The organism is Campylobacter concisus (assembly GCF_902460895.1).
Taxonomy (GTDB): domain Bacteria; phylum Campylobacterota; class Campylobacteria; order Campylobacterales; family Campylobacteraceae; genus Campylobacter_A; species Campylobacter_A concisus_BC.
Map to the genome: position 1 here is coordinate 169,445 of NZ_CABPVL010000002.1, position 22,457 is coordinate 191,901.

Here is a 22,457-nt window from a genome sequence, read left to right on the forward strand (position 1 = left end):
CAAAAATTCATAAAGGTAAAAAATTGCAAGATTTCATTAACAAAATCAAAAATGAAATTTCAACTCTTGATGATCTTGAGAAGGTCAGGGTAGAAATTTTTGGCAAAAAGGGCATCTTGGCGCAAGGTTTTGCAAAGCTAAAAGAGCTTGGCGAGGATGAGAAAAAGGAATTTGCAGCAAATTTAAACAAGCAAAGAGATGAACTAAGCGCGCTTATAGAAGCTAAAAAGGCTGAGCTTAGCGAGCAAGAGATAGATAGCAAGATGAAAAAAGAGGCCGCTGATATTACGCTCTTTAACGAGCCTGTTGCTAGCGGGGCGCTGCACCCAGTGATGGCCACGATGGATAAGATAATTGAGTATTTTTTAGCTCTAAATTTCTCGCTCGAGACTGGGCCGCTTATAGAAGATGATTTTCACAACTTTGAGGCGCTAAATTTACCAAAATACCACCCAGCAAGGGATATGCAAGATACATTTTACCTAGATGATTTTAGGCTTTTAAGGACGCATACGAGCCCAGTTCAGGTGCGAACTATGCTAAATCAAAAGCCGCCTATCCGCATGATAGCGCCAGGTACGGTCTTTAGACGTGATATGGACTTAACGCATACACCGATGTTTCACCAGGTAGAAGGCCTTGTGGTGGAGGATGCCGAGAAAGTTAGCTTTGCAAATTTAAAATCAATGCTTGAGGGCTTTTTAAAACACATGTTTGGCGATGTTGAAGTGCGTTTTCGCCCTAGCTTCTTTCCATTTACGGAGCCTAGCGCAGAGGTTGATATTAGTTGTATATTTTGCCATGGCAAGGGCTGCAGGGTGTGCAAGCAGACTACTTGGCTTGAGGTGCTTGGATGCGGCGTTGTTGATCCAAATGTATTTAAGGCGGTTGGCTATAAAAATGTAAGCGGATATGCCTTTGGCCTTGGCGTTGAGAGATTTGCGATGTTGCTTCATAGAGTGCCTGATCTAAGGTCACTTTTTGAGGGAGATTTAAGATTGTTGGAGCAGTTTAAATGATAATTTCAAAGCATTGGTTAAACGAGTGGATCGACCTTAGCGAGGTTAGCGGCGAGACACTTTCAAAGACATTAAATTCAATCGGTTTAGAAGTTGATAGCTATAAAGAGATAAATTTGCCAAAGAGCATCGTAGTTGGCTACGTAAAAAGTAGAGAAAAGCACCCAGACGCCGATAAGCTAAGCGTTTGTCAGGTTGATGTTGGCAGCGAAACGCTTCAGATCGTGTGTGGGGCTAAAAACGTCGAGGCTGGTCAGTTTGTGCCAGTCGCTCTCATTGGCACGACGATGCCAAATGGTCTTGAGATCAAAAAGGCAAAGCTAAGAGGCATCGAGTCATGCGGTATGATCTGCTCTTCAACTGAGCTAGGACTACCTAAGACAAATGACGGTATCCTGCCGCTTGATGAGAGCATAGGCAAGCTAAAACTTGGCACAAGTCTTGGCGAATTTGAAGCGTTTAAAGATGTGATCATCGAGGTTGATGTCACAGCAAACAGAGGCGACTGTCAAAATTTACACGGCATCGCAAGAGAAATTTGCACCGCACTTGATCTAAATATGAAAGATAGCCATGAAAATGAAGATAGCGAAAATTTACTAGGCATCGGTAGGATCGCGTCTGTGCGAACTGAAGATAAGGTAAATGGCTCGTTTTTGTATAAAGCATTTGAGCTAAAAAATGCATTAAGTGAAAATTTATTAACTAGGTTGAGGTTAGCTCTAATTGATTGCCAAAAGACAAATTTAGTAGAAAGACTGCTTGAATACGCGACATTTTGCACAGGCGTTTTATTTAGAGCTTATGATCATGCTAAGCTTGTGGGCGAGGGCGAAAAGGCAGTTTTTGACATCAAAAATGGCGAAAATGGTGAGTGCGTGGTCTTTTGTGAGGATAAAAATTTAGGCGTTGCTGGAATTTACCAAAGTGATGAGGCTAGGGTCGATGAGGGCTCAAAGGTGATCTTGGTAGAGGCTAGCTATGTAAAACCAGATGTTGTCTCAAAAGCCATTTTTGAAAATAAAAATTTACCAAAAGGCGATCAAGTGTATCGCTCAAGCCGTGGTAGCGAGCCAAATTTAGCTTACGGGGCGGACTATCTTTTTAAAAGGCTAGCTGGCTTTAAAGATAGCCTAAGTCTTTTTGCAGGCTCACAGCAATCACTTCTAAACACCGAGCCTATCACGCTTAGCATCTCACTTGGCGAGCTTAAAAATATGATCGGTCAAGAGGTTGCAAGAAATGATGTCGTTAAAATTTTAAAGAAACTTGGCTTTGAGATCGCAGTAAATGTCGAACAAGAGAGCTTTAATGTAAAAGTGCCGCTATTTCGCCACGACATCGTAAATTCGCATGATATCTGCGAGGAGATCGTAAGGATAATAGGCATCGACAATATCGCCTCAACGCCACTAAATTTCTCTGAGAAAAATAGGCTAAATAAGACATATTTTGACTATAAAAGTGCTTTAAATTTAAGACACCGTGCAGCCGACAATGGCTTTTTTGAAAGCGTGCACTACGTATTTGACAGCCTTGATGAGCTAGGTGAGCTAAATTTCAAACCTTGCAAGATCAAGATACTAAATCCTATAAACAACGAGCTAAACACGCTTAGACCAGCACTTGTTAATCACCTCCTAAGCTCAAGCGAGAAAAACATCAAAAACTCAAAACGCTCAGTTAGACTTTTTGAGCTTGGCGAAGTTTTTGACGAAAATGCAAACCAAGGCTTAAATTTAGGCTTTGTCGTATCAGGCCTCTTAAAAGAGCCAACACTCATAAACGGCGCAAAGGGCGAGGAGGCAAATTTCTACGCATTTGCAGCGATGGTGCAAAATGTCATAGGTAAATTTGAGCTAAAACCTTGCCGCGAAATATCGTATCTTAGCCCATACGAGCAAGCACACATATATCAAAATGGCGAAAAGATCGGCTATATCGGCAGAGTCGATGCAAGAGTAGAGGCAAAAAGGGATCTGCCTAAAACTTATGTTTGTGAGATTGATTTTGCAAAGCTTAAATTTGAGCCGATCTTAGCAGTGCCTTACTCAAAATTCCAAAGCACTACAAGGGATCTTAGCCTCATCGTGCCTGAAAATTTCGAGGCTGGACGAATTTATGAGTGCATAAGAGGGCTAAATTTAAAAGAGCTAAAAGAGTTCTTGCCAGTTGATATCTATAAAGATGCAAAACTAAACGGCGCGATCAGCCTTAGCCTTAAATTTACATTTCAAGATATGGAAAAAACGCTCGAAGATGACGATATAAACGCGCTTATGGATAAAATTTTAAGCGAGCTAAAAGAGAAACTAAATATCGGAATAAGATGAGAATTTATCCATTAGAAAAAAGTCTAAATTTAACCATCGATGACATCGCAGCTGACAAGTCTATCTCGCATAGATGTGCGATGTTTTCGCTTTTAAGCGACAAGCCATCTCGCGTTAGAAACTACCTAAGAGCAGGCGACACGCTAAATACCTTAAAAATAGTCGAGCTCTTAGGCGCAAAGATCGAAGATAACGGCGCTGAGATAACGATCACTCCGCCACAAAGGATAAAAGAGCCAAATGAAATTTTGGAGTGTGGCAACTCAGGCACGGCGATGAGGCTTTTTATGGGATTACTTGCTGCGCAGGAGGGCTTTTTTGTGCTAAGTGGCGATAAATACTTAAATTCTCGTCCGATGGCAAGGATAGCAAAGCCTCTAAATGATATGGGTGCAAAGATAGATGGTGCAAACAACGCAAACAACGCCCCTATTTGCATAAGAGGGACTAAATTTAAAAGGTTTAGTTTTGATAGCAAGATCGCTTCAGCTCAGGTAAAAAGTGCGCTTTTGCTAGCAGCTCTTTACTCAAATGGCTGCAAATTTAGCGAGTCAGAGCTAAGCAGAGACCACACTGAGCGCATGCTTGCAGGCATGGGAGCTGATATAAAGCGTGACGGCTTAGAGATCACGCTAGAGCCGATGAAAGGCCCACTTGCGCCACTTGACATAGATGTGCCAAATGACCCAAGCTCGGCATTTTTCTTTGCGGTCGCGGCTCTAATCATCCCAAATTCGCATATTATTTTAAAAAATATCTTGCTAAATAAAACTCGCATCGAAGCTTACAGGGTTTTAGAAAAAATGGGCGCTGAGATAAAATTTCATAAAACCTCAAGCAAATACGAAGATATCGGCGATATTGAAGTTAGATACTCGCCAAATTTAAAAGGTGTAGAGGCTAGCGAAAATATCTCGTGGCTCATCGACGAAGCCCCAGCTTTAGCCATCGCATTTGCCTGCGCTAAGGGTCAAAGCAAGCTAACAAATGCAAAAGAGCTTCGCGTAAAAGAGAGCGACAGGATAGCTGTCACTATAAATGCGCTAAAGCAGTGCAGTGTCGATGCTAGTGAGCTAGAAGATGGCTTTATCATAAATGGCTCTGAGGCTAAATTTGCCACGATAGATAGCCACGGAGATCACAGGATTGCCATGAGCTTTGCCATACTTGGGCTAAAATGTGGCATGCAGATAGAAAAGAGCGAATTTATCGCCACTTCGTTTCCAAATTTTGCTGAAATTTTAAAGAAAATGGGAGCTAGAGTTGAAGATTGAGCTTGCTAGTAGTTATGGATTTTGCTTTGGTGTAAAAAGGGCGATAAAGATAGCTGAAAATGCTGGAGATGCCGCAACTATCGGTCCGCTCATCCACAATAACGAAGAGATAAATAGGCTTGAGAAAAACTACAATGTAAAGACGCTTGAGGGCATAGATGAGCTAAAAGATGAGAAAAAGGCGATCATCCGCACTCATGGCATCACTAAAAACGACCTTGCAGAGCTAAAAAAGACTGATATAAAAGTGATCGACGCAACTTGCCCGTTTGTGACAAAGCCACAACAAATTTGCGAAAAAATGAGCGAAGAGGGCTATGATGTGGTGATCTTTGGCGACATGCATCACCCAGAGGTAAAAGGGGTGAAGTCGTATGCCAAGGGCAATGTCTATGTCGTACTTGAAGAGAGCGAGCTAGAGGGCGTTAAATTTAAGCAAAAGGTCGCGCTCGTTAGCCAAACTACTAGAAAAGTTGAGAAATTTATGCAGATCGCAAACTACCTTATGCTTCATGTAAAAGAGTTACGCGTTTTTAATACGATCTGCAACGCGACATTTGAAAACCAAGAGGCTGCTAAAAATTTAGCAAAAAGAGCTGACGTGATGATAATAATCGGCGGTAAAAACAGCTCAAACACAAAACAACTCTACCTAATATCTAAAAATTTCTGCGAAGATAGCTACCTCATTGAAAGCGAAGAAGAGCTTGAAAGATCATGGTTTGACGGCAAAAATTTGTGCGGCATAAGTGCGGGCGCTAGCACACCTGACTGGATCATACAAAAAGTCGTTGACAGAATCAAAAAAGTATAAAATTTATCCTAGCTAAAGCCACAATTAACTATAATAAGCCAATTTGCCTCTACTGGCATAATAAAATTTAAAGGATCAAGATGGCTGTGAACAAAAGTGTTCAATTAGGAAAAGCAAAAGACGAAGATATCGAAGATATCGATTTTGCTGCGATGTTAGAGGAGTCTTTTAAAAAGACTGAAGAAGATAGTGACGCAAAGATCGTCAGTATCAATGGCGATGAGGTTTTAATCGACGTTGGCAAGAAGTCAGAAGGTATTTTAAATGTTTCTGAGATCACTGATGCAAACGGCAACCTGACGCATAAAGTTGGCGATACGATCAAAGTTGTAATAACTGGATCAAGAAATGGAAGACCTATAGTGTCGCACAAAAAAGCACTTAGAAAAGAGAAAGTTAAAGCTTTCATCGAAGCTTACGATCCTGAAAATTCTGGCGAAATCGACGTAAAAGTAGTTGGAAAAAATAAAGGTGGTTTTATCACTCAAGATGCAAATGGCGTAGAATTTTTCTTACCAAGAACGCACAGTGGATTTAAAAACGCTGAGGGTGTAGTTGGAAAATCATACAAAGTAAGAGTTATAAAAGTCGATAAAGAAGAGAATAGCATCGTTGTCTCAAGAAAGAAAATTTTAGATGACGATCGCAAAAAACGCAAAGAAGCTCTATCAAACATAGTAGAAAACGATAGTGTTATAGAGGGCACAGTTAAGAAAATCACAACTTATGGTATGTTTGTTGATGTTGGCGGCGTAGACGGACTTGTGCATTACAGCGAGATAAGCTACAAAGGCCCAGTAAATCCTAGCTCTTTATACAAAGAAGGCGATAAAGTTTTAGTTAAAGTTATCAGCTATGACAACGAAAAACGCCATCTATCTCTATCTATCAAGGCAGCTACTCCAGATCCTTGGGAAGAGATCATAAGCGACGGCCTAGAAGTTGGCGACACTATAAAAGTAACAGTTAGCAACATCGAGCCTTATGGCGCATTTGTCGATCTTGGAAATGATATTGAAGGATTTTTACATATATCTGAAATTTCATGGGATAAAAATATCAAAAATCCAAAAGATCACATCAGCGAAGGCCAAGAGATCGATGTTGAGGTCATCGAAATAGACGCAAAAGGACACCGCTTAAGAGTGAGCCTTAAAAATTTACTTCCAAAGCCATTTGATGAATTTAAAGCTAAATTTAAAGAGGGCGACGTAGTAAAAGGTGTTGTGACGACTATCACAAATTTTGGTGCATTTGTTAGAGTAGGCTGCGTTGAGGGCTTACTACACAACGAAGATGCATCTTGGGATAGAAATGACAAGTGCAAAGATATGTTCAAAGCTGGCGACGAGCTAGAAGTAAAGATCATCAAAATCGACAGCGCTGAGCAAAAAATTTCTCTAAGCCTAAAAGATCTAAAACAAAGTCCAGTTCAAGCATTTGCTAATAAATTTAGTGTAGGCGACATCGTAAAAGGAACGATCCGTGACATTAAAGACTTCGGCGTATTTGTTGAGCTTGGCGATAATGTCGATGCGTTAATCCGCAAAGAAGATCTAGGTAGCGTAGATGCTAGCACACTAAAAATTGGCGATGAGATCGAAGCTGCTATCGCATTTATCGATGAGAAGAAAAATAGAATTCGCCTAAGCATACGCCGTTTAGCAAAACAAAAAGAGCGTGAAGTGTTAAATGAGATCAACGACAACGACGACAAAGTAACACTTGGCGACATCATAAAAGAACAATTACGCTAGTATAAATGGGCAGACGCACGCTTTTATTAGTAGTTGTTCTGCTTTTTGTGATATTAGGTTTGGTTGGAGTTTATCTTGTTAAATTTGCAAGCGTAAATTTCAGCCAAACTACTGAAAAAAATATGACAAATGAGCAAAATATAACCAAAAGCACAGCCGGCAGTGAAAACTGGATCAACGAGCTGGCAACTATTAAGAAAAAAGATTACGTATTGCCTGTAAATGAAATTTTTATAGAATACAACCGACCTAAGATAGAAAAGCCAAAGATCACAGCATACGAACTTTTGATAGATAAAAACGATATCTACTCTATGTTCTGCTTGATGCAGACTTTAAGAAATAGTGAGGTTGATTTTACTGTAGTAAGAGATGGGGCTAAGAGCCAGATCTTTTTAAATACCCAAGACTCAAGGCTTTTGCAAAATATCATTTTGCAGCTAAGAGTTTATGATATCCACTCAAGTGTGAGAGAGGTAAAATTATGAAAACTATCATTGTTTGCGATGCGATACACCCAGTAGGTTTTGAACTTTTAAAAAAAGAACAAGATATAAATGTAATAGACGCAGTTAATACCCCAAAAGATGAGCTTTTAAAAATTTTAGGTGAGGCTGATGTAGCGATCACTAGAAGCTCTACTGAGGTAAATGAGGCGTTTTTAGAAGCTGGTAAAAAACTAAAAGCTATTGTTAGAGCTGGTGTTGGCGTGGATAACGTTGATATAGATGGCTGTTCAAGAAGAGGCATCATCGCTATGAACGTCCCAACTGCAAATACTATTGCAGCAGTTGAGCTAACTATGGCACACATGCTAGCAGCTGCAAGATCACTTGAATACGCTCACAACGATCTAAAGCTAGATAGAATTTGGAAACGCGAGAAGTGGTATGGGGTTGAGCTGTTTAAGAAAAAGCTAGGTGTGATCGGTTTTGGCAACATCGGCTCAAGAGTAGCAGCTCGCGCAAAAGCTTTTGGCATGGATATCATCGCATACGATCCATACATCGATCCATCCAAAGTCATCGATATGGGTGGCACATATACTAAAAATTTTGATGACATCTTGGCATGCGACTTCATCACGATCCACACTCCAAAGACCAAAGAGACAACCGATATGATCGGCGCTAAAGAAATAACAAAGATGAAAGATGGCGTAAGGCTTATAAACTGCGCTAGAGGTGGTCTTTATAACGAAGAGGCTCTTTATGAAGGGCTAAAAAGTGGCAAGATAGCATTTGCTGGCATTGACGTTTTTACAAAAGAGCCAGCGACAAGTCATCCGCTTCTTGATCTAAATAATGTAAGCGTCACACCGCATCTTGGGGCAAACACCCTTGAGTCGCAGCGTAACATCGCAGTAGAGGCAGTCGAGCAAGCTATCTTGGCAGCACGCGGTATAAGCTATCCAAACGCTTTAAATTTACCTATAAAAACAGAAGATCTACCGCCGTTTGTTGAGCCTTATATCGATCTTACAAGCAAGATGGCATTTCTTGCAGCTCAGATAAACAAAAGCGCGATCAAAGCTATCCGTATAGAGACTCACGGGCAGATTGGCGAATATGCAAATTCAATGCTAACTTTTGCGATTGTGGGCGCTTTAAAAGAGAGCCTTGGCGATGCGATAAACTACATAAATGCTAAATTTTTATGCGACGAAAAAGGCATAACCACCGAAACTAGCACAGGTGGAGATAGCATCTTTAAAAACAAGATCACAGTTCGTCTTACGACTGAAAATGGCATCGTAAGCGTTGGCGGCACGGTCTTTGGGGAAAATCAACAACGCATAGTAACCGTCAATGGCTTTAAGACTGACTTCAAGCCAAAAGGCAAGATGATCATCTTTAAAAACCACGACGTACCAGGCGTTATCGCTCAGATCAGTAAAATTTTAGCTGATGAGAAGATAAACATCGCTGACTTCCGTCTTGGTAGAGATGAGCACGGCATGGCGCTTGCAGTCATCTTGGTTGATGAACATATAAAAACAGAAACGCTAGAGAGATTAAACGCACTTGAAGCTTGTGTTTGGGCTCAATACGCAGTTATATAACAAATTACGAAAGGATAAAAAATGGCTTCATATTCAATGGGCGATCTAAAAAAGGGACTAAAGATCGAGATCGACGGCGTTCCTTATAAAATCGTAGAATATCAACACATTAAACCGGGCAAGGGTGCAGCTTTTGTTCGTGCAAAGATCAAATCTTTTGTCGATGGAAAGGTTCTTGAAAAGACTTTTCACGCAGGCGATAAGTGCGAGCAGCCGCATCTTGAAGAAAAAGAGATGCAGTACCTCTATGATGATGGTGAGTTTTGCCAGTTTATGGACACGACTACTTACGAGCAAGTTGCGATCAGCGACGAGGACGTGGGTGATGTTAAAAAATGGATGATCGATGGCATGATGGTTGAAATTTTATTTCACAACGGAAATGCTATCGGCGTTGAAGTGCCACAAGTAGTCGAGCTCAAGATAGTTGAAACTCCACCAAATTTCAAGGGCGATACACAAGGTGGTAAAAAGCCAGCTACTCTCGAGAGTGGCGCGGTAGTTCAGATACCATTTCACGTACTAGAAGGCGAGGTCATCCGCGTTGATACAGTTCGTGGTGAGTACATCGAGCGCGCAAATAAATAACCATACATCTGGCACGTTAAATTTATGAAAGAGAAATTTGACGAGCTTATCGCTCTTCTAAAGCCACTATTTAAGGATAATGGCTTTAGTAAGAGCGCTTTAAATTTCTACAAAAATACTCCAAATTTTATCTATGTTGTAAATTTTCAAAAAAGCAGCAGCAATAGCTTAGAGCGCACGAGATTTTATATAAATTGCGGCATTTATGGCTCATTTATAGAGGCTACTCTTGGCAAAGAAGCGCTTAGCAAGCCAAAAGAGTATGAGTGCCATTTTAGAGCTAGAGCACATGAAATCACTCGCACAGCTGCTGCATACTACGAGCTAGAGTCAGATAGTGACGTGGCTAAAATTTATAAAAATTTAATAAATGACCTTGGCTTTGTTTTTAAATTTTTTGAGCAAAATAGCTCTGAAGAAAATTTAATAGAGCTAATACTTGAAGAAAACGGCCTTGCAGCGATAAATCAAATATATGAATATCTTTTAATAAAAGACAAAAGTGAAATTTTGATCTCTCATGCCAAAAGGCTCTTCGCAAAGCATGGCAGTGAAGCAAGATGGAGCAAATTTGAAAACCAGATAAATGAGCTACTTAGAAAATATAAAAAAGGCTAGTTAAATTTTAAATGATAAATCGCATTTGGTTGTAAAAACAGTAAATACGATCAGATAAATATGTAAACTTTGCGCCTATTTTAAATTTTTATTTATTTAAGCTACTTACTAAAATTTAGGACTTATAAATTTAAAGCCATATTTTAAAATAGAAATTTGTTGTGGTTTGCGATGCACCAGCATTAAAGCATACATCTTGAACGTGCGAGAGGATTGAGGTATTTAAAGGGAGATAAGGGGGCGGCTTCGTATTTAAGCCCCCCTTGTCTCCTTCTTGGATAAATCAAATTTAATCAAGCTATTTTTACAAATTTTAAAATTCCATTCACCCACAAGGATTGACTACTAAAATTTGGCTTCGCTTGCAGCTTAGCTCAAATTTTAGAGCCGAAATTACTCGTTCATGAAATTTTTCAATTTGCGAAAACTTACTTGATAGCAAAACGCATGCGGCACTATAGTGCTATCGCGCATGCCACCTCTAACGTGCGAGGGGTTTTTACTCGGGCTTTACCTTGTAACTGCAAGCAGACGAGGGATTAAAAAAGAAGTGGGATAAGTGGACGAGTTTTTGTGTCTATCCTACAGTTGTGAGCCTGAGAAGCAAAATTCGAGTCCCCTTGTCTCCCTTTTGGATAAAGAGTTTATGAATTTAAAATCTGGATTTCAAAAATAGAAATTTACTATTTTACAAATTTTAAAATTTCATTCACTCGCAAGGATTGACTACTAAAATTTGGCTTCGCCTATTCATGAAATTTTAGAATTTGCTCATCTTGGATTATTAAATTTGTGTATTGTAGAGCTGACTATTAAATTTATATCCAAAAATGTCAGCTCTAATTTGAAATTTTGCTCGGAGTGTAATTTTAGACTTGCTGCCCAACTATCTTTTTAACAGCTAATGAGGCTAAATTTAGTCCAAAGCAAGCAGTCACGCCCATGAAGCTTCCAAGTGGCTTGCAAAGTGGCTCTTCAACCGAAAAGACCACGTCAAATTTACCGCTAAAGCCTGATTTTTTGAGCTCATATCTATATTTTCTAGCTAGTGGATCGACCGATGTTTTCCAAACGCAGGCCACCTTTATCTTGGTTGGATCAACCCTTTTTGCCCCACCCATCGAGGCTATAAATTTGTTAGGATCTACCGCATTTGCAAGGGCGATCTTGGCAGCTATATCATCTATCGCATCGATCACCACGTCAAATTTACTAAAGTCAAATCCAACAACAAACTCAGGCGTGATCAGCGTCTGCATAGGCGTGATACAAGGATAAATTTTGGCAAACTCCTCGACCTTTATGCCACCCACGTTTTCGCTATAAATTTGGCGGTTTTGATTTGTCACGTCAAAGATGTCTTTATCGATTAGAGTGATACTTCCGATCCCGCTTCTAGCGAGCGCATCCACGCACATCCCACCAACGCCTCCGGCTCCGCAAACTAGTACTTTTGCGCTTTGAAGCTTGCTAAAACCATCCTCGCCAAAGAGCCATCTTATCCTTGTAAATCTATCATTTTGCATCAAATTTCCCTTTTAAGCTCTCCAAGCTCTCGTATGAGGTCATATTTAGTTTTATGGGCGTTATCGTGGCAAAGCCCTCATTTACCTTGCTGATGTCGCTTGGCTCGCCTTTTTCGTATTCAAGTGCGGCGTTTCCAAGCCAGTAGTACTCGATGCCTCTTGGGTTGCGATTAAGCGTGGCATGCGTGGCGTAGGTGCGTCTGCCAGCTGGCACGACGGCGTAACCTTTGAAATTTTTGCTAGCTCTAGCTGGGATATTTACATTTAAAAATTCTCTTTGATTTAGCAAAATTTCATCATTTAGCACCTTTGGTACGATAAATTTAACGACCTCTTTTGCTAGCTCAAAGCCAAGTTCATTTAGTGAGTTGTTTTCATAAAACTGTGAAAAAGCAATGCTTTTAATGCCCTGTAAAACGCCCTCCATCGCCGCTCCACACGTGCCAGAGTAGGTGATGTCCTCGCCTAAATTTGCCCCGTGATTTATGCCGCTTATCACTAGATCTGGTTTTTTATTATAAAGTGCATGAAGTGCGAGATAGACGCAGTCGCTGGGCGTTGCGTCGTCAAGTTTAAAAAAGCCATCATCAAGTTTTATAAACCTAAGAGGCCTTGTGAGCGTCAAAGAGTGAGCGCAGGCTGATTTTTCAGAGCTTGGAGCTACGATCGTGACATTTACGCCATCTAGCTCGCTTAAAGCTTCTTTTAAGGCAAGCAGGCCAGTCGCCTCAAATCCATCGTCATTTGTTATCAAAATTTCTTTCAAATTTTATCCTTTAAAGGGTTGGATTTTATCACAGCTTTCTTAAAATTTTAAAGAATTTTTGCGTATAATGCCCCCAAAAAAAGACCTGATGAAAGTGTGTAAATGAAAATTTTAGTCTCCGCTCTTGAGCCATCGGCAAATTTGCATTTAAAAGAAATTTTGAAAAATTTCGAGGGCGAATTTGAGCTAATGGGAATTTTTAGCGAAGAGCTTGGCACGCCATATATGAAAAGCAGCGAGTTTTCAGCGATGGGCTTTGTCGAGGTTTTGCCACTCATTTTTAAGGCAAAAAAGGCGATGAAAGTGATGAGCCAGATGGCAAAAGAGGCTGATGCGGTGCTGCTAATAGACAGTCCAGCCTTTAACCTGCCGCTTGCAAAGGCGATAAAAGAGGCCGGTGCAAAAGCAGCCGTGACATACTACATCTTGCCTCAAGTTTGGGCATGGAAGCCAAAAAGAGTGAGCGTTGTGGAGAGGTATTGTGACAACCTAGCTTCGATCCTGCCATTTGATGCGAAATTTTATAGTCGCTCGACCTACGTGGGCCATCCTTTGATGGACGAGATAAAGCTTAAGAAAACTAGCCTAAGTAGCAGTGGCAAAGTGGCGTTTTTGCCAGGATCAAGAAGGTCAGAGATTTCTAGGCTTATGCCAGTTTATAGAGAGCTTGCTAAAAAGATAGAGGCTACAAGGCTACTTGTCGTGCCGCCATTTTTGCTTGATAAAGTGGGCGAAATTTATGGCGATGTGAGTGATTTTGAGGTCGTCTCAAACACGCCTGAGGCCTTGTATGAGAGTGACTTTGCCTTTGTTTGCTCTGGCACTGCTACGCTTGAAGCAGCGCTCATTGGCACGCCATTTGTGCTAGCATATAAGGCAAAAGCGATAGATGTTTTCATCGCTAGAAAATTCGTAAAGATCAAGCACGCGGGACTTGCAAATATAATGTTTGACTTCATGGGCAAAGAGCCGCTTCATGAGGAGTTTATCCAAGAGTTTGCAACGGCTGAAAATTTGCTAAGAGCCTACAAGAGCTGCGATAGGCAAAAATTCTTAAAAGGCTGCGATGAGCTAAGGGCTTACCTAGGGCATGGTAGCAGTAAAAATGTAGTAAAAATTTTAAAAAATATGGAGTAAAAAATGAGTGAACCAATGACAATGCACGGATACGAGAAGATAGAAGCTGAGCTAAAAGATCTAAGGCTAGTACAGCGCCCACAAATCGTAACAGAGATCGACATCGCAAGAAGCCACGGCGATCTAAAAGAAAATGCTGAGTATCACGCAGCAAAAGAGAAGCAAGCCTTTATAGACGCTAGGATCGCTGAGCTTAGCGCACTTTTGGCAAATGCTGAAGTTATTGATCCAAGTAGCTACGAGCATGACAGAGTGAGATTTGGCTCTAGTGTGACGATAATGGACGAAGAGACCGAGGTAGAGCATACTTACACGATAGTTGGCGTGAGTGAAAGTGACCTAGACAAGGGCTATATCTCGATAAACTCACCTCTTGCAAAGCAGCTTTTAGGCAAGGCTGAGGGCGATGAGGTAGCGCTAAATTTACCAAAAGGTAGAAGCGACGTTGAGATTGTTAAGATCTGCTACAAACCTATAAAATTTGACTAAAAGACGAGGCGAAGGGCTAAAAACTGCTTTTTGGCTCTGCTAATTTTTAATTAAGGCAAAATTTGAGCGAATACCTATATGCCCCCGTTATAAAAGAAGGCGCGATCTTTTTAGCTGATGCGCATGAAAATGTAAATCGCGATGGATTTTTGAAATTCTTGCATGCCGTTGATAGCGGAGAGATCAAGGAGCCACCGCAGATTTTCTTGCTTGGCGATATATTTGATTTTTTAACGGGCGAGGGTGAATATACGCAAGAATTTTACGCTGAGCACTTAAGACTTATAAATAAAATTTCACAAAAGGTGGAAATTTTTTACTTCGAGGGCAACCACGATTTTAGACTTTCAAATTTATTTAATAAAACTAGAGATTTTTGGGACAAAGGCGAGAGGCTAAGCTTTGAGGGGGTAAAGGTCTATGACATTTGCGCTCAGCCAGTGAAATTTAGAACTATAAGTGGCGAGCACGTCCAGATCGCGCATGGCGATATATTTTTGCCTTTTATAGATAAGTATGCGCTTAGGTTTTTAAGGCTTAGATGGTTTTTGAAATTTATGAACGCGCTTGATAAAATTTTGAATTTTAAAATTTCAAAAGCGATACTAACCAAACTTACTAAGAAAAATCTGCACTATAAAATTTCAAACTTCAAGGAGCTAATGAGCAAGCATTTGCGGGGCTTTGACGCAAGTATAGTGATAGAGGGACACTATCATCAAGGTGAGCTATTTGATATTTACGATAGATTTTATATAAATTTACCTTGTTTTGCATGCGAGCAAAGTTATTTTGTTGTAGAATACGCCCAGCAAAAGTTGAATTTGCTCAAAATGAGTTTGAAAGGACATTGATGTTTGGAGACAACGTACTAAAAACGGGCTCAAACGAGATGGAACTTGTTGATTTTCGTATCTTTAAAAAGGCCGAAAACAAAGTATATGAAGGAATATACGGAGTCAATGTCGCAAAGGTGCGGGAGATCATTAAGATGCCAAATCTTACCGAGCTTCCTGGCGTTCCTGAGTATATCGAGGGAATTTTTGATTTAAGAGGTGTGGTTATCCCTGTTATAAATTTGGCAAGATGGATGAATATCGTCGAACCAACTGAGGGTGTAGTCATAAAGCCACGTGTTATTATCGCTGAATTTAGCGGTATATTGATCGGTTTTATCGTCCATGAGGCCAAGAGGATCAGACGTATAAACTGGAAAGACATAGAGCCTGCAAATTTTGCTGCTGGAGCTGGCACTCTAGACAAAGGTAAGATCACAGGCGTAACAAGAATAGAAAATGACGAAGTACTTTTAATTCTTGATCTTGAAAGCATCGTTGAAGAGCTAGGAATTTACTCACCAAAGATCGAATTTGACGTAACAGACGATCAAAAGATCAAAGGCGCTGCTTTAGTTCTAGATGATAGCTCAACTGCTAGAAAACTAGTAAAAGACGCACTTGAGAAGATGGGTCTTAGCGTAGTTGAAGCTAAAAACGGCGTTGAGGGCTTAGAGAGGATGGAGGAGCTTTATCAAAGATATGGAGATAACTTAACAAAAGAGCTTAGAGTTATCTTAAGTGATATCGAAATGCCACAAATGGATGGATACCGCTTTGCTTCAACTATTAAAAATGATGATAGATTTAAAGATGTTCCGATTGTGTTTAACTCTTCATTAAGCAACGAATTTAGTGAGGTTAAGAGTAAAGAAGCCGGTGGTGCTGCGTATCTTACAAAATTTGATGCTGGTGTATTTTATCAAGAGGTGCTAAAAGTGATTGAAGCACATTCTAAATCTGCGAAGTGAGGTGAAGTATGGATGATATGAAAGAAATAATGGAAGACTTTTTAATAGAGGCTTTCGAACTTATTGAGCAGATAGACCATGACCTTGTTGAACTAGAGGCAAACCCTGAAGATTTGGAGCTTTTAAATAGAATTTTCCGTGTTGCTCACACAGTAAAAGGTAGCTCAAGCTTTTTAAATTTTGACGTTTTAACAGAGCTTACTCACCACATGGAGGATGTTTTAAACAAAGCTAGAAAAGGCGAGCTAAAAATCACTCCGGACATCATGGACGTTGTTCTTGAATCAGTTGATATGATGAAGGGACTACTTGAGAGCATTAGAGATAACGGTAGTGACGCAGCCGCTGGCATTGATATCAAAAATATTTGTGTAAGACTTACTCAAATTTCTGAAGGTGAAGCACCAAGCGCAGCCGCAGAAGCTCCAGCCGCACCAGCACCTGAGCCAGTAAAAGAGCCAGAACCTGTCGCACCAGCTGAAGAAGCAGCTCCTGAAGTAAGTGATGCTGAGCTTTCAAAGCTAAGTGACTCTGAGGTTGAGGCTGAGATAGAGAGACTTTTAAAAGTTAGAAAAGCAGAAGATCAAGCAAGACGTGCTTCAAAAGGCATAGCTCCAAAATCTCCTGAAGAGATAGCTCCAGCCACAAGCGCTGCGTCAGCACCTGCACCTAAGCCAGCTCCTAGTAGAGAAAGAGATGCGGATAAAAAAGTGCCAGCAGCTAGTAGTAACAGTGCGGTAGCACAAGAGCAAACGATACGTGTTGAAGTAAAAAGACTTGATCACTTGATGAATTTAATCGGCGAGCTTGTTCTTGGTAAAAACCGCTTGTTAAAAATTTATGATGACGTAGAAGAGAGATATGAGGGCGAGAAATTCTTAGAAGAGCTAAATCAAGTAGTCTCAAGTCTAAGTCTAGTTACGACTGATATCCAGCTAGCTGTTATGAAGACAAGGATGCTTCCAATAGCAAAAGTCTTTAATAAATTCCCACGTATGATACGCGACCTTAGCCGCGACCTTGGTAAGCAGATCGACCTTGAAATTTCAGGTGAAGAGACAGAGCTTGATAAATCAATCGTTGAAGAGATCGGCGATCCGCTAGTTCATATCATCAGAAACTCATGCGATCATGGCATCGAAGATCCTGAGACAAGAAAAGCAATGGGCAAACCTGAAAAAGGCCTTGTTCAGCTAAAAGCTTACAATGAGGGCAACCATATCGTTGTTGAGATAGTTGATGATGGTAAGGGCTTGGATGCTGATATGCTTAAAGCTAAGTCGATAGAAAAAGGCATCATCACTGAGCGTGAAGCTGATGCGATGAGCGAGAAAGAGGCTTTTGGTCTTATATTTAAGCCAGGATTTTCAACTGCAGCTAAGGTTACAAACGTATCTGGTCGTGGCGTTGGTATGGACGTTGTTAAGACAAATATCGAAAAGCTAAATGGCATAATTGATATTGAGAGTGAAGTTGGAAAAGGCACAGTTATGAAGCTTAAAATTCCACTTACACTTGCGATTATTCAATCACTTCTTGTCGGAACACAAGAGGAATTTTATGCGATACCACTTGCGAGCGTTCTTGAAACTGTTCGTGTGCCTATTGATGATATTTACACGATCGATGGCAAAAACGTTCTAAGACTAAGAGATGAGGTCTTATCTCTTGTTAGACTTTCAGATGTCTTTGGTGTCAATAAAGTCTTTGATGGTGGAGATCAAACTTATGTCGTAATTATTGGCGTTGCCGAGGCAAAACTGGGCATCATAGTAGATACATTAGTCGGTCAAGAAGAGATCGTTATTAAGTCAATGGGTGATTATTTACAAAATATCCCAGGCATCGCTGGAGCTACTATTAGAGGCGATGGCCGCGTAACTCTTATCATAGACGTTGGTGCTATGATGGAGATGGCAAAGGATATTAAGGTAAATATTAGAGCCGAAATGGAAGATAGCACTAAAGCAAAAGAGAAACCAAGTGATTATAAGGTTCTAATCGTTGATGACTCTAAGATGGATAGAACCATCATGCAAAAATCGCTTGAGCCAATCGGCGTCACAATAATAGAAGCAACTAACGGAGTAGAAGCACTCAATATAATTAAATCAGGCGAGCATGCATTTGATGCGGTGCTCATTGATATTGAGATGCCAAGGATGGACGGATATACTCTAGCTGGTGAAATTCGCAAATACTCTAAGTATCGCACTTTACCGCTAATAGCAGTAACATCAAGAACGTCTAAAACTGATAGATTGCGCGGAGTAGAGGTTGGTATGACAGAATATATCACAAAACCATATTCGTCAGAATACCTTGAAAACGTTGTTAGAAAAAATATTAAATTAGGTTAGGGGTTAGGCGATGAATGATAAACTAAACCAAGTTTTAAGCAAACAAAAACAGCAAATTGACGAGCCTGAGATAAAAAATAACGAAGATATAGTCCAACTTGTAGGCTTCGTTGTTGGCGAAGAAGAGTATGCGATACCTATTTTAAATATCCAAGAGATAATCAAGCCTATCGAATACACCCGTGTTCCTAGCGTGCCTGACTATGTTCTTGGTGTCTTTAACCTACGTGGAAACGTTATCCCGCTTATTGATTTGCGAAAACGTTTTTCACTAAATGTTACAAAGCAAAGCTCAAATACAAGATATATCGTCATGAAAGATGAGGATAACATAGCAGGCTTCGTGATAGACCGCTTGACGGAGGCTATCAGAATAGACCGCAATAGGATCGATCCGCCGCCAGAGACTTTAGTAAAAGACAAAGGCATGATCTATGGTATCGGTAAACGCGATCAAAATATCCTTACGATTTTAAAGGTTGAGAGCCTTTTAAAGCGTGATTTTTAAGGCATAGTTTGATAAAACTTTGTGTTTTTGACTTTGACTCTACGATAATGGACGGCGAGACGATTGATATCCTCGCCGCCGCTAATAACGCCAGCGATGAGGTGGCTAGCATAACGAAGCGTTCGATGAACGGTGAACTTGATTTTTTTGAAAGTCTTACAGCAAGAGTAAAATTTTTAAAAGGAATGCCACTTTCAAAGGCAGATGAAATTTGTAAAAATTTACCCATCATGCCAGGAGCTAGCGAGCTTATAGCTGCTCTAAAGCAAAAGGATATAAAAGTCGTGGTATTTAGTGGTGGTTTTCACATCGCTACTGATAAGATGCAAGAAAAACTTAAATTTGATGCAAATTTTGCAAATATCTTGCACCACAAAGATGGAATTTTAACAGGTGAAGTTGGCGGAGAGATGATGTTTGGTAGCTCAAAAGGCGAGATGATAGATCGCTTAAAGGGGCTATTAAATTTAGATAAAAGTGAGATCATGTGCGTTGGCGACGGAGCCAATGATGTATCTATGTTTAGAAAATGTGATCTAAAAATTGCCTTTTGTGCGAAAGAAATTTTAAAAAAAGAGGCAACGCATTGCGTGGATGTCAAGGATCTGCGTGAAATTTTAAATTTTATAAGGTGAAAAAATGTATGACAATGAAGCTAAATTTTCTCTTTGGTGTGACTTTATAGAGAGAGATTTTTTACAAAACGAATTCAACTCTTTATTAGAAAAAGGCGTTATAAACGGAGCTACAAGCAACCCAGCTATCTTTAAAACAGCTTTTGCATCACCTGCTTACAAACAGATCATACAAAATAGCAACAAGCGTCACCCAAAAGATCTCTATGAAATTTTAGCGACCCAAGATATCAAGATCGCCGCATGTAAAATGCTAAAAAACTACGCAAATGGCGATGATGGCTTTGTTAGCATCGAGGTTGATCCAAATTTAAGTGGCGAAACAGCTGCGACGATAGAAGAGGGCATCAGGCTTCACAACCTTATCTCAATGCCAAATGTCATGATAAAAATTCCAGCCACAAAAGAGGGCTATGAAGCGATGAGCGCACTCATGGCAAGAGGTATCAGCGTAAATGCAACGCTCATTTTCTCGCCAGATCAGGCCAAAAACTGCCTAGAGGCTTTCAAAGAGGGTAGCAAAGCTTATGCAAGCCGCTTTGTGGATACGACGATGCCAAAAGGTGTGATCAGCGTTTTTGTTAGTAGATTTGACAGAAAGCTTGATGAGACAATGTCTGCAAAAAGCCTACCAACAGGACAGATCGGCATAATGAACGCTGCAAATATCTATCATATCATTGAGGATTTTGGCTTAGAAAACATAAGAACACTTTTTGCAAGCACTGGCGTAAAAGGTGGTGGCTTAAGAGGGGATTATTACGTTAGAGAGCTAATGTATAAAAACTCTATAAACACAGCTCCGATAGAGACGATAAAAGAATTTATAAAAGAAAAAGCTGAGGCAAAAAATGCCCCTAGCAAAGAGAATATCTCAAGCTTTTTTCACATCATAAAAAATAATGAGATCGATATAAATGCTACTTATAAAGAGCTTTTAAATGATGGCTTAAAACAGTTTGTTGTAGCATTTGACGACATTATGAAATCACTTTAATGACCAAACAAGACCTAGACTCATATCTGTGCTCTTTGGTGGATAAAGGCGGCAGCGACCTTCATCTAAAGTCTGCAAGCCTTGTTTATGGCAGATTTAATGGCGAGATCATGCCACTTAGCGAAGAAAATTTAGACCCAAGTGACGCAGTGGCTATCGCAAATGAACTTTTGGGGGCTAAATTTGATGAGTTTATGGAGAAAAAAGACATAGATTTTTCTTATAAACTAAATGATGAGTACTGCTTTCGTGTAAATATGTTTTTGCAGATAAACGGAATTTCTGCTGTCTTTCGTGTCACTCCAACGAAAATTCCAACCATAAAAGATCTAAATTTACCAAGTGTGATAGAAAAAATTTGCACAGAGACCACTCGTGGCATCATTTTAGTGACTGGCCCAACTGGAAGCGGCAAGACGACAACGCTTGCAAGCATGATAAATTTCATCAACCAGACAAAAAGATCGCACATCGTGACTATCGAAGATCCGATCGAGTATGTATTTAACGATGATAAAAGTATAATCAATCAGCGCTCTATCGGGGCAGATGCGCTAAATTTCTCAGATGCGCTAAGGGCTTCATTAAGAGAAGATCCTGACATCATTTTGGTGGGTGAGATGAGAGATCTTGAGACCATTGAGACTGCCATTAGAGCCGCAGAGACTGGACACTTGGTGCTTTCGACACTTCACACGCTTGATGCAAAAGAGAGCGTAAATAGAATAGTAAATAGCTTCCCACAAGGCGAGCGAGATAAGGTAAGTCTTATGTTCTCTTCTGTCCTTGCTTGCGTCATCTCACAAAGGCTAGTTAAGACGCTTTTTGGCACAAGACGCCCAGCAGTCGAGATCATGAGAAAAAATACCCGTATAAAAGAGCTCATATCTGAAGAGAAATTTGATGAGATCGATCTTGCCATAGCTGAGTCAAAAAATACTTACGGCATGCAAACCTTTGATCAGCACCTGCTTGAGCTTTATGAAAATAAGATAATTAGTGCCGAAGTAGCGCTTGATAATGCTAGTAACAGGGGCGACTTGCAGCTTAAGATAAAAAGCTCAAATGTAGCAGGTTTTAGCTTTGAAAATGGTGTAAATTTTGGCAAACCTCAAAGCAAACAAGATCAACCTGAAGTGATCGCACTTAAAGAAATTTAGTAAGCTTTATCTGAAATTTATAAAGCATTAGATAAAATCAGCACCTATTTTTTATGAAAGGAAAACGATGTTAGAAGGAATCGTTAGAGAGAGTATCGGTAAGAAGTCTGCGAAGGCTTTGAGAAGAGATGGTTATCTAATCGCCAACATTTATGGCAAGGGATTAGAGAATGTTGCAGCTGCTTTTAAAGTCAATGACTTTATCAAAGAGGCACGCAAAAAAGAGAGCCTTGCTTTTGATGTAAAAGTAGGCGGAAAAGTTTATAATGTCGTTATTGTTGATTACCAAAGAGATGTTGTTACAAGTGATCTTAAACACGTAGATCTAAAAGTAGCACTTCCAGGCGTTTTATCAAAATATATGATCCCAGTTAAGCCAGTTGGAACACCTATTGGTCTTAAAAATAAGGGCGTTTTGATCCAGTCAAAAAGACGTCTTTGCGTAAAATGCACGGCTGAAAATTTACCAAATTCATTTGACGTTGATGTAAGCAAACTTGACATTGATGATACGATTTTGGTTCGTGATATCACAGCTCCTAAAGGCGTTACTATCATTGACGCTGACCGTGTTGCGGTACTTGGAGTTATTAAAGCTAAATAAAAA

21 protein-coding genes are annotated in these 22,457 nt (G+C 40.1%); 19 read left to right on the forward strand and 2 right to left on the reverse strand.

Translation table 11 applies throughout. The annotated features are described in order from the left end of the window. The first annotated feature begins 23 nt into the window (after window positions 1-23). The 9 genes from pheS (at window position 24) to F3G98_RS02075 (ending at window position 10,465) form a co-directional block, all read left to right on the forward strand. Window positions 24-1,019 (forward strand): phenylalanine--tRNA ligase subunit alpha, encoded by a 996-nt coding sequence (pheS, locus tag F3G98_RS02035; protein ID WP_103576109.1) that lies wholly within the window; start codon window positions 24-26, stop codon window positions 1,017-1,019. After that, window positions 1,016-3,352, forward strand: a complete 2,337-nt coding sequence (gene pheT, locus F3G98_RS02040; RefSeq protein ID WP_149725674.1) for a phenylalanine--tRNA ligase subunit beta — start codon at window positions 1,016-1,018, stop codon at window positions 3,350-3,352. Before pheS ends, pheT begins: the two co-directional genes overlap by 4 nt. Then, window positions 3,349-4,626, forward strand: coding sequence for a 3-phosphoshikimate 1-carboxyvinyltransferase (gene aroA / locus F3G98_RS02045; protein ID WP_149725675.1), 1,278 nt, complete (start codon window positions 3,349-3,351; stop codon window positions 4,624-4,626). Before pheT ends, aroA begins: the two co-directional genes overlap by 4 nt. Then, the gene (locus tag F3G98_RS02050; protein ID WP_009294294.1) at window positions 4,616-5,440 is read left to right on the forward strand and encodes a 4-hydroxy-3-methylbut-2-enyl diphosphate reductase; all 825 of its coding nucleotides are present in this window, start codon (window positions 4,616-4,618) and stop codon (window positions 5,438-5,440) included. Before aroA ends, F3G98_RS02050 begins: the two co-directional genes overlap by 11 nt. Before the next feature lie 80 nt (window positions 5,441-5,520). Further along, on the forward strand, window positions 5,521-7,197 hold the full coding sequence (locus F3G98_RS02055; RefSeq protein ID WP_103616994.1) for a 30S ribosomal protein S1: 1,677 nt from the start codon (window positions 5,521-5,523) through the stop codon (window positions 7,195-7,197). A 5-nt stretch (window positions 7,198-7,202) separates the two neighbouring features. Further along, the gene (locus F3G98_RS02060; RefSeq protein WP_103615803.1) at window positions 7,203-7,685 is read left to right on the forward strand and encodes a hypothetical protein; all 483 of its coding nucleotides are present in this window, start codon (window positions 7,203-7,205) and stop codon (window positions 7,683-7,685) included. After that, window positions 7,679-9,259, forward strand: coding sequence for a phosphoglycerate dehydrogenase (serA, locus tag F3G98_RS02065; RefSeq protein WP_223231311.1), 1,581 nt, complete (start codon window positions 7,679-7,681; stop codon window positions 9,257-9,259). Before F3G98_RS02060 ends, serA begins: the two co-directional genes overlap by 7 nt. Before the next feature lie 21 nt (window positions 9,260-9,280). Beyond that, window positions 9,281-9,847 carry an elongation factor P gene (efp, locus tag F3G98_RS02070; protein WP_149725676.1) on the forward strand — a complete coding sequence of 189 codons (567 nt, stop codon included), beginning with the start codon at window positions 9,281-9,283 and terminating at the stop codon, window positions 9,845-9,847. Window positions 9,848-9,871: 24 nt separating this feature from the next. Further along, window positions 9,872-10,465, forward strand: coding sequence for a DUF4304 domain-containing protein (locus F3G98_RS02075; RefSeq protein WP_103642954.1), 594 nt, complete (start codon window positions 9,872-9,874; stop codon window positions 10,463-10,465). A gap of 869 nt (window positions 10,466-11,334) precedes the next feature. Here the strand turns inward: F3G98_RS02075 and F3G98_RS02080 are convergent. Then, a complete protein-coding gene (locus tag F3G98_RS02080) occupies window positions 11,335-11,991 on the reverse strand; it encodes a tRNA threonylcarbamoyladenosine dehydratase (RefSeq protein ID WP_149725677.1) in 657 nt (218 codons plus the stop codon). Continuing rightward, the gene (gene surE, locus F3G98_RS02085) at window positions 11,981-12,757 is read right to left on the reverse strand and encodes a 5'/3'-nucleotidase SurE (RefSeq protein WP_103616990.1); all 777 of its coding nucleotides are present in this window, start codon (window positions 12,755-12,757) and stop codon (window positions 11,981-11,983) included. The genes F3G98_RS02080 and surE overlap by 11 nt, the downstream gene beginning before the upstream one ends. Before the next feature lie 102 nt (window positions 12,758-12,859). Between surE and lpxB the strand changes: the two genes are divergently transcribed. The 10 genes from lpxB (at window position 12,860) to F3G98_RS02135 (ending at window position 22,454) form a co-directional block, all read left to right on the forward strand. Then, window positions 12,860-13,894, forward strand: coding sequence for a lipid-A-disaccharide synthase (gene lpxB, locus F3G98_RS02090; RefSeq protein ID WP_103616989.1), 1,035 nt, complete (start codon window positions 12,860-12,862; stop codon window positions 13,892-13,894). Window positions 13,895-13,897: 3 nt separating this feature from the next. After that, the gene (gene greA / locus F3G98_RS02095) at window positions 13,898-14,383 is read left to right on the forward strand and encodes a transcription elongation factor GreA (protein ID WP_012001423.1); all 486 of its coding nucleotides are present in this window, start codon (window positions 13,898-13,900) and stop codon (window positions 14,381-14,383) included. A gap of 62 nt (window positions 14,384-14,445) precedes the next feature. Beyond that, window positions 14,446-15,237 (forward strand): UDP-2,3-diacylglucosamine diphosphatase, encoded by a 792-nt coding sequence (locus F3G98_RS02100; RefSeq protein ID WP_149725678.1) that lies wholly within the window; start codon window positions 14,446-14,448, stop codon window positions 15,235-15,237. Then, the gene (locus F3G98_RS02105) at window positions 15,237-16,190 is read left to right on the forward strand and encodes a chemotaxis protein (RefSeq protein ID WP_012001425.1); all 954 of its coding nucleotides are present in this window, start codon (window positions 15,237-15,239) and stop codon (window positions 16,188-16,190) included. Before F3G98_RS02100 ends, F3G98_RS02105 begins: the two co-directional genes overlap by 1 nt. Before the next feature lie 8 nt (window positions 16,191-16,198). Then, the gene (locus F3G98_RS02110) at window positions 16,199-18,550 is read left to right on the forward strand and encodes a hybrid sensor histidine kinase/response regulator (RefSeq protein WP_149725679.1); all 2,352 of its coding nucleotides are present in this window, start codon (window positions 16,199-16,201) and stop codon (window positions 18,548-18,550) included. Window positions 18,551-18,560: 10 nt separating this feature from the next. Further along, window positions 18,561-19,058, forward strand: coding sequence for a chemotaxis protein CheW (locus F3G98_RS02115; RefSeq protein ID WP_021087872.1), 498 nt, complete (start codon window positions 18,561-18,563; stop codon window positions 19,056-19,058). A gap of 8 nt (window positions 19,059-19,066) precedes the next feature. Then, window positions 19,067-19,693 carry a phosphoserine phosphatase SerB gene (serB, locus tag F3G98_RS02120; RefSeq protein WP_012001427.1) on the forward strand — a complete coding sequence of 209 codons (627 nt, stop codon included), beginning with the start codon at window positions 19,067-19,069 and terminating at the stop codon, window positions 19,691-19,693. 4 nt (window positions 19,694-19,697) lie between these two features. Then, on the forward strand, window positions 19,698-20,690 hold the full coding sequence (locus tag F3G98_RS02125) for a transaldolase (RefSeq protein WP_149725680.1): 993 nt from the start codon (window positions 19,698-19,700) through the stop codon (window positions 20,688-20,690). Then, the gene (locus tag F3G98_RS02130) at window positions 20,690-21,850 is read left to right on the forward strand and encodes a type IV pilus twitching motility protein PilT (RefSeq protein ID WP_149725681.1); all 1,161 of its coding nucleotides are present in this window, start codon (window positions 20,690-20,692) and stop codon (window positions 21,848-21,850) included. Before F3G98_RS02125 ends, F3G98_RS02130 begins: the two co-directional genes overlap by 1 nt. A 67-nt stretch (window positions 21,851-21,917) precedes the next feature. Then, the gene (locus tag F3G98_RS02135; protein ID WP_002939542.1) at window positions 21,918-22,454 is read left to right on the forward strand and encodes a 50S ribosomal protein L25/general stress protein Ctc; all 537 of its coding nucleotides are present in this window, start codon (window positions 21,918-21,920) and stop codon (window positions 22,452-22,454) included. Window positions 22,455-22,457 lie beyond the last annotated feature (3 nt).